The organism is Komagataeibacter sp. SM21, from assembly GCF_041402665.1.
Classification (GTDB): Bacteria; Pseudomonadota; Alphaproteobacteria; order Acetobacterales; family Acetobacteraceae; genus Komagataeibacter; species Komagataeibacter saccharivorans.
Genome location: NZ_JBGLOV010000045.1, coordinates 1 through 6,971, shown reverse-complemented (window position 1 = coordinate 6,971; position 6,971 = coordinate 1). Strand labels below are relative to the sequence as shown.

6 protein-coding genes and 3 pseudogenes are annotated in these 6,971 nt (G+C 53.3%); 6 read left to right on the top strand and 3 right to left on the bottom strand.

What is annotated here, in order from left to right:
- Positions 1-137: 137 nt before the first annotated feature.
- Positions 138-440 (top strand): annotated as a pseudogene (locus ACBR42_RS16675) (transposase); the annotation flags it as partial.
- Here the strand turns inward: ACBR42_RS16675 and ACBR42_RS16670 are convergent.
- Positions 369-539 carry a hypothetical protein gene (locus ACBR42_RS16670; protein WP_371208780.1) on the bottom strand — a complete coding sequence of 57 codons (171 nt, stop codon included), beginning with the start codon at positions 537-539 and terminating at the stop codon, positions 369-371. The pseudogene ACBR42_RS16675 and the gene ACBR42_RS16670 sit on opposite strands and share 72 nt — an antisense overlap.
- A gap of 212 nt (positions 540-751) precedes the next feature.
- Here ACBR42_RS16670 and ACBR42_RS16665 point away from each other — a divergent pair.
- Positions 752-1,529 (top strand): annotated as a pseudogene (locus ACBR42_RS16665) (IS5 family transposase).
- Between the two features lie 82 nt (positions 1,530-1,611).
- Positions 1,612-2,396 (top strand): IS5 family transposase gene (locus tag ACBR42_RS16660; protein ID WP_371208779.1). Its coding sequence is split into 2 segments (ribosomal slippage): positions 1,612-1,945 and positions 1,945-2,396, totalling 786 coding nucleotides; the frame shifts between segments, so codons are not numbered across the junction.
- Between the two features lie 10 nt (positions 2,397-2,406).
- On the opposite strand, the gene ACBR42_RS16655 is transcribed toward ACBR42_RS16660, so the two are convergent.
- Positions 2,407-2,802, bottom strand: coding sequence for a nuclear transport factor 2 family protein (locus tag ACBR42_RS16655; protein ID WP_371208778.1), 396 nt, complete (start codon positions 2,800-2,802; stop codon positions 2,407-2,409).
- A 93-nt stretch (positions 2,803-2,895) separates the two neighbouring features.
- Between ACBR42_RS16655 and ACBR42_RS16650 the strand changes: the two genes are divergently transcribed.
- Positions 2,896-3,708: a helix-turn-helix transcriptional regulator gene (locus ACBR42_RS16650; protein ID WP_371208777.1), complete on the top strand. Its 813-nt coding sequence runs from the start codon at positions 2,896-2,898 to the stop codon at positions 3,706-3,708.
- A gap of 177 nt (positions 3,709-3,885) precedes the next feature.
- Here the strand turns inward: ACBR42_RS16650 and ACBR42_RS16645 are convergent, their stop codons facing one another.
- The gene (locus ACBR42_RS16645) at positions 3,886-4,851 is read right to left on the bottom strand and encodes a LysR substrate-binding domain-containing protein (RefSeq protein ID WP_371208776.1); all 966 of its coding nucleotides are present in this window, start codon (positions 4,849-4,851) and stop codon (positions 3,886-3,888) included.
- A 98-nt stretch (positions 4,852-4,949) separates the two neighbouring features.
- Between ACBR42_RS16645 and ACBR42_RS16640 the strand changes: the two genes are divergently transcribed.
- Both ACBR42_RS16640 and istA read left to right on the top strand, forming a co-directional pair.
- Entirely contained in the window at positions 4,950-6,260 is a 1,311-nt protein-coding gene (locus ACBR42_RS16640; protein WP_371208775.1) for a D-serine ammonia-lyase, read from the top strand.
- A 106-nt stretch (positions 6,261-6,366) separates the two neighbouring features.
- Positions 6,367-6,971 (top strand): annotated as a pseudogene (gene istA / locus ACBR42_RS16635) (IS21 family transposase); the annotation flags it as partial.

Genomic DNA, 6,971 nt, shown 5'->3' with positions numbered 1-6,971 from the left:
CTCTCTGCGGTACTACCTGCGACACTCGCAGGTAGTACCGCGTCCCTATCTCTTAAATCGTTCATGCTTCATAGCTGAACCAGGCCAGAAGTATTCAGCAAGGCGTCAGTCGCCGGGAGCTTACGATAGAGGTCAGGATACGCTCATTGTTTCCCTGGCTTCGCGATCTGATCGGTGACGGGGGATATGCTGGCGAGAAGTTGCGTGGTGCGTCGGCTGAACTCGGCCGATGGATGATCGAGATCGTCAAACGTAGCGATCGCGCCAAAGGCTTCGTCGTCCTGCCCAAACGCTGGATCGTGGAACGCAGCTTTGCATAGCTCGGACGTTGCCGTCGCCTCACGAAGGATGTCGAGGCAACAATCTCGTCATCCCACGCGTGGTTGATGATTGCCCATATCCGCAGGATTCTGCGGAAAATAAATCAAACCGCTTTCTGATTCAGGCTCTAATATATAGAAAAACCGCGCGCATACACCAAATGGAAAATAGGCTGGCAGAAATCCACCAATGTCCAGTTTTGTGTAATTTTCAGCCACCCGCAAATGTCCGAGATGAAGCGCAAGTGATATATCTGCTCAGCGCATGGCAAGCGGCAGGCTACTTACGCCTTCATTGCAGTCATTCACCAGTTCATTTGTGTTTTCCGAAAGCAGACACTTCATATCTGAAATGAGAGCATCTGCTCGAATTAGGGTCTGTTAGTCCTTGAATGACAGAACGGACTTCATAGCTGTTTATGATGAGCATGATGCAGTCTGTCTTTTCTGATACCGCATGGTCCGTCTGGGAGTCTTTGATCGAGGAAGTCCGTCCGAAGGGGAAGACCCCGCCGAAGAACCTTCGAGGGACGATATCTGCGATTTTCTGGCGCCATCAGAACGGTGCAAAATGACGCGCTCTGCCATCTGAGTTCGGTCCCTGGAGGATTGCCGCACAGTTGTTCATTCGCTGGTCGAAGCTTGGGGTGTGGCAGCACCTCTTTGAAAAGGTTAAAGACAAAGATCAGGTCCTCGGCATGGTTTTTCTCGATGGCACGACGATCCGTGCCCATCACAAGGCGGCCGGGGCCGCCAAAAAAGGGGATACAGTGGACGCCGCAGAGATCGTAAGGCGCCTGGCCGCTCACGTGGAGGCTTTGGCACCAGGGTCTGCGTAGCCGCGGATGGACATGGCAGGGCGCTGTCTTTCACACTGTCGCCCGGACAGGCACATGAACTGCCATCCGCTTATTCCTTGCTCGACGATCTGCCTTACCCACCGACCTATGTCGTCTGTGATCGTGGATATGCCTCGCATAAATTCCGTGAATATCTCTGGGACCGGGGAGTTCGTCCCGTCATTCGCCAAGGAAGAATGATCCGGAAATCGCCTGTCCCAAATGGGCTTACAGACACCGGCATCTGGTCGAAAACCTGTGCGCAAGACTCAAGGAGTGGCGGGCCGCCGCGACCCGATACGAAAAGACAGCCGCGTCCTTTCTTTCCGTCATTCTCATCGCTGCTACAGTAGACTACATCAAGGCCTAACAGGCCCTAGGTTCTGTTGACAAAAGGTCTTTTCAGACTGACTTGGACGTGATTCAACGTTGGTCTTTGCGGAGACCGGTGGATGCGTGGCGACCTGACGGACGAGGAATGGGCGATCATTGGCGGCCTGCTGCCGCCTGAACGTGGCCGTTGGTCACGACCGGCACAGGATAACTGTCTGTTTCTCAATGGAATGCTTTATGTCCTGCGTGTCGGTTGCCCATGGCGGGACATGCATGAGCGCTACGGAAAATGGAACTCGGTCTATGTGCGGTTCCGTCGGTGGGCAGAGCAAGGTGTCTGGGACGCTCTGCTGGAAACGCTGGTTGAACTCGGTCTGACCGATGACTGGCAGCACATGATCGACAGCACGGTCGTTCGGGCTCACAGCCAGGCGGCTGGCGCAAAAGGGGGACGCATAAGGAAGGCTTTGGTCGAAGCCGCGGCGGCTTTACGAGCAAGAACCACGCCCGTGCTGACGGTCAGGGACGCCCTCTTGGCTTCGACCTGACGGGGGGTGAAGTTTCTGATTATTCCGGCGCTGATGCCCTGATGGACCTGCCGGTCATGACACCGCGCCGACTTCTGGCCGACAAGGGGTATGATAGTGACAGGATACGAGAGAACCTGCTTTTTCGAGGCATTCTTCCCGTAATCCCACCGCGTTCAAATCGCACAGAGGATATTCCCTGCGACTTCCGTCGTTATCGGGATCGGGATCGAAACCGTATCGAGCGGATGTTCAACAAACTGAAGCAGTTCCGACGTATCGCCACACGATATGACAAGACAAGAAAATCGTTCCTCGCCTTTCTTAACCTCGCAGCCGTGAAATTGTGGCTACTGTCTTTTGTCAACAGAACCTAACTGGGTTTTCTCATTGTAGCGCCCCAAGCGCCCGATCGCTTCCACTACCTTCCAGAACGTGCGTCAGTTCATCCACCAGACAGATGCGGCCTTCTCGAAACTGATAAAAGGCAATAACCTTGATCAGACTTTGCTCGCCGGAACGACGTGTTGCACGAGCCACGTGCACAGTGGCAGCCTTATCATCTTCACATACGACATGCTGAATATCTATTTCCAACGCACCAAGAGCGTTGCGTAAGGCATGTGTGTGAACCCGAAGGTCGTCCAACGTCATTTCACGTCCATCGACAAATTGCCGATAGTCCGGCGTCATGAAATCCAGCAGCTTATCCGGAGTTGAACCAAAGTCCGTGAATGTGGTGAACATTTCCCTGATGATCTGCTCGTGGTGTGTGGAAGACATGAAATCCCCTTTAATCTTGTGAATTGAGTGGACCAGAAGATTATAAAGGAGATGCCTTTGGCATTCTGCCGACCGTAGGCCATAATTCGACTCATGCACGCCAAACCGTTTTCCTTTTTATCAGAAAATCCTGCTCCGTCATGGGGCGCTCTCTGGCTATCTGGAAGTCCCGTAAGACAGACGAACCGCCGAACCACTGACCTGCATGTTCACGAAAAGGGGCAGATATTCGTCGTGGAAAGCGGTGTTATGGCCGTTATGACTCAAAATTCCTACTGGCTAATCGGGCCGGGGCAGCTTCTCTGGCTGCCTCCTGGCTTTGTTCATAAAGCACGCCCCCACGGTGCTATCGCAGGCTGGAATCTGTATATTACTGCTGAGAGGTATTCTTCAGTTGCACAGAAGCCTTTTGTGGCCGACTGCACGCGGTTATTGATGGCTCAGGTTGAACGTCTGTCGCAAAATGCCAAAGAGGCAATATGGCAGGACAGCTTTACAAGGCTGGCCGAAAGCTTCTGGGATGAATTCCTGTCCATTCCGCGTCATTCTGTTTCACTACCTTTTCCCGAAGATGCTCGGCTAAAGCGGATCGCAGAAGCCCTGAGTGTCACTCCTGCTGATCCACGAGGACAGCAGGAGTGGGCAGATATGGCAGGAATGTCTTTACGATCTTTCATCCGCCATTTTACCGCTGATACGGGAATGCAGTTTTCAGTCTGGCGGCAGCGCCTGCGTATTCTTAATGCGCAGGAGAGGCTGGCGCGACGCGAACGTGTGACCGATGTCGCCGCCGCAGTCGGTTACGAAAGTCTGGGCGCGTTTGCTGCCGCCTTTAGAAAAAACACCGGATATAGCCCCAGTGCCTATACACAACGCTGCCGGGTTGGGGCAACTGACCCAATATGAGCATAATCTGGTAAGCTTCGTCATTGATAGGCATTGAGTAAACGGATTACTACAGGCTTATGTCAGTCATTTGGTAACTGCTTTTTTAAATACTTCTACATGGGTAGTTTTCTCTCATGGTGCGGGCACTTTTTTGATATCGTCTTACGCGCGCTGGTATCCCCGTCGGGCGGGCAATCATCTGCTTTTCAATGAACGGTCCTCCGTTGGCATGGATTTCAACATGTTGTCTCGCTGTCGCCGAAAATGGGCACATTCGGTTCTTAACCAGTTCGCGAAAACATTTACTCTCCTGTCTGCGGCATCACGGCAGATCAGGACATAACGTGCTCTTGCAGGCACCGGCTTCCCAAATGGGAAAACAAGTCTTCCAGAAAGAATGTCGTCATACACCAGGGCCATTCTACCCATTGCCATACCCTGATTTTTCAGAGCAGATCCCAGCGCGAGACTGGACAGGTTAAACTGCGATCCGCCAACCGTGCATTTGTAATCGTCCGTATTTTCTTTTATCCAGTCATTCCATTCACAATATTCAGGGGCACCTGTCCACGGTTCGTTATCGTGCAGAAGGTGGACATTTCTTATTTCCAGCGGTTGTTCTTTTTCTGCAAATGATGGTGTCGATACAGGAATAATAAACTCATCAAGCAGGTCTTCCGCCGCCACATCATTGTATTGTTTTGGGTCGTAACGAATGGCGATATCGATACGGCCTCGTGCAAGTTCCTCGCAATCCAGATCCTGAAACTCTGCAACAAGTCGAACCGGGACATGAGGATGCCGTGCGTTAAAATCCGCAAGACGGGGCGTCAACCAATGCAGGGCAAACGAAGGCGAGCAACTTATCTGCAGAGGCGCATCGGGTGTCTGTAGTTCTTCAAGAATAGCCTCGGTATCCGAGAACACACGTGTCATGACTTTGTGCAATGCCTCTCCTTTTCCTGTTAATGTCAGGGTACGCGCAGATCGTATGAACAATCTGAGGCCAAGATGCTGTTCAAGCAGCCTGATCTGTTGACTGACCGCTCCCTGGGTTACGCACAGATCGGTGGCTGCCCTCGTAAAGGAGAGCTTCGTTGCGACGACATGAAAGCTGCGAAGCGCTCCCAGAACAGATGTTGAGGGCAGAGGCATATCCATTAGCTCCACTAATGTATCAATTAGAATATATCGTTTCCGCCGGATGCCACGACGCGCTACACATCGTCGCCAGACCAGCATCATTCAGGCCGCGTGAAATGACGAATAGCAAAGATTATAGCCATATTATAGATTACTTGCGCACGAAAAAGCGTTGTCTCTGGCTTAATGATCGGCTGCCCCCTAACTGCCGCCCTGATCAGTCTATATTAGCTGGAATCGCTGATGCAGGCGCGCGATTCAAACGGTGTGAACCACTTCTGGCAACACTCTTCAACGAGTTGGGTCCGACAGATGGTCGAATTGAGTCTCCCCTGACCGATGCGGGGAAACTGGCCACATGTTCGCCCGTAACCGCGCCAGGTGCGTGGTTCATCAAGCGTGATGACCTGCTTCCAGTCGCAGGTTCGATCAAGGCGCGGGGTGGGTTTCACGAGGCTCTCGCCTATGCCGAAAAACTGGCGCTTGACCATGGCATCATCAATCCCGACTCTGACAGGCTTTGTCTGGCAGGAGAGGCGGCCAGAGAACTCTTTTCCGCACATAAGATCCTCGTAGGCAGCACTGGAAATCTGGGCCTTGCAATCGGTACCCTGTCGGCTGCCCTTGGGTTCAGATCGGAAGTCCATATGTCTGCCGATGCCAGACAATGGAAGAAAGATCGTCTTGTGGCGCGGGGCGTGGCTGTCGTTGAACATCAGGGGGACTATTCCACCGCAGTTGCGACGGCGCGTTCGCTCATGCAAGAGTCCGACTACTTTGTTGACGATGAAGCATCCGCCCTTTTGTTTTACGGCTATGCAACCGCAGCACTGGAACTGAAAATGCAATTGCATGCGGTCGGGCGCAAGGTGGACAGCCAGACGCCGTTGCTGGTTTATCTACCGTGCGGGGTAGGCGGTGCACCTGGCGGCATTACGGTCGGGCTGAAAGCGATTTTTGGCCCAGACGTACACTGCTTTTTTGCCGAACCGGTTGCATCACCTTCCATGCTGCTCCAGTTATGTTCTGGCCAGATGGAGCCGGTCTCCGTTGCAGAAATCGGACTGGATAACAAAACGGAAGCCGACGGACTTGCCGTCGGACAGGCGTCGTTGTTTGTCGCGCGTCGCATTCAGGAAATGCTGGCAGGCGTATTTACGGTTTCCGATGACGAGTTATATGAAAATATGGCTCTTGTAGAAAAATATCTGGGATTTTTACTGGAACCATCTGCAGCGGCCGGACTGCGCGGGCCAATATGGCTTAATGAAACCAAAGCAGGGCGGAAATATCTGAAGAGACATCAGATCGTTCCAGATCACGCGACACATGTTATCTGGGCAACAGGAGGTTCTCTTGTTCCGGAACTTCAGCGCATTCATTACAGGAATATGGCTGAGATGAAGATAAGGTCGTTAGAATGTTGATTTTCACTGAGAACTGCCCCGTGTAGGGCGGAAATTTTCATCGAGATTTGACCCATGCCTCCACACTCCCCGGCATCCTCTTCTGGGGGTGTGAGGAGTGATTGACATGGAGCTTCTGAGTGTGATCCGTCGGTGGCACTGCCGGGATCATCTTCCGATCCGCGAGATCGAACGCCGGACGGGACTGTCACGCAATACAATCCGGAAATATCTCCGGGCACAGAGTATTGAACCGCGGTTCCAGGTCCCCGAACGTCCCGGCCGACTGGACCCGTTTGCTGACAGGCTGAGGGGATGGCTGGTCCTGGAAGCCGCCCGATTCCGCAAGAACCGGCGCACGGCGCGGCGACTGCATGAGGATCTTGTGGCACTGGGCTATGATGAATCCTATGGACGGGTGGCTGCTTTCATCAGGCAGTGGAAACACGAACAGCACTAGGCAGTGCCAGACAACGGGTCGTGGTGTTTTTATGCCCCTGCGCTTCTAGCCCGGGGAAGCCTTTCAGTTCGACTGGGGCGAGGACTGGGCGGTCATTGCCGGGCATCGCGTCAAGCTGCAGGTTGCCCACACCAAACTGTCCTTAAGCCGGGCCTTCATACTCAGGGCCTATCCCCTGCAGACCCACGAGATGCTTTTTGATGCGCTTACCGAGGCCTTCCGCGTACTCGGTGGCGTGCCACGGCGGGGTATTTTTGACAACATGAAGACCG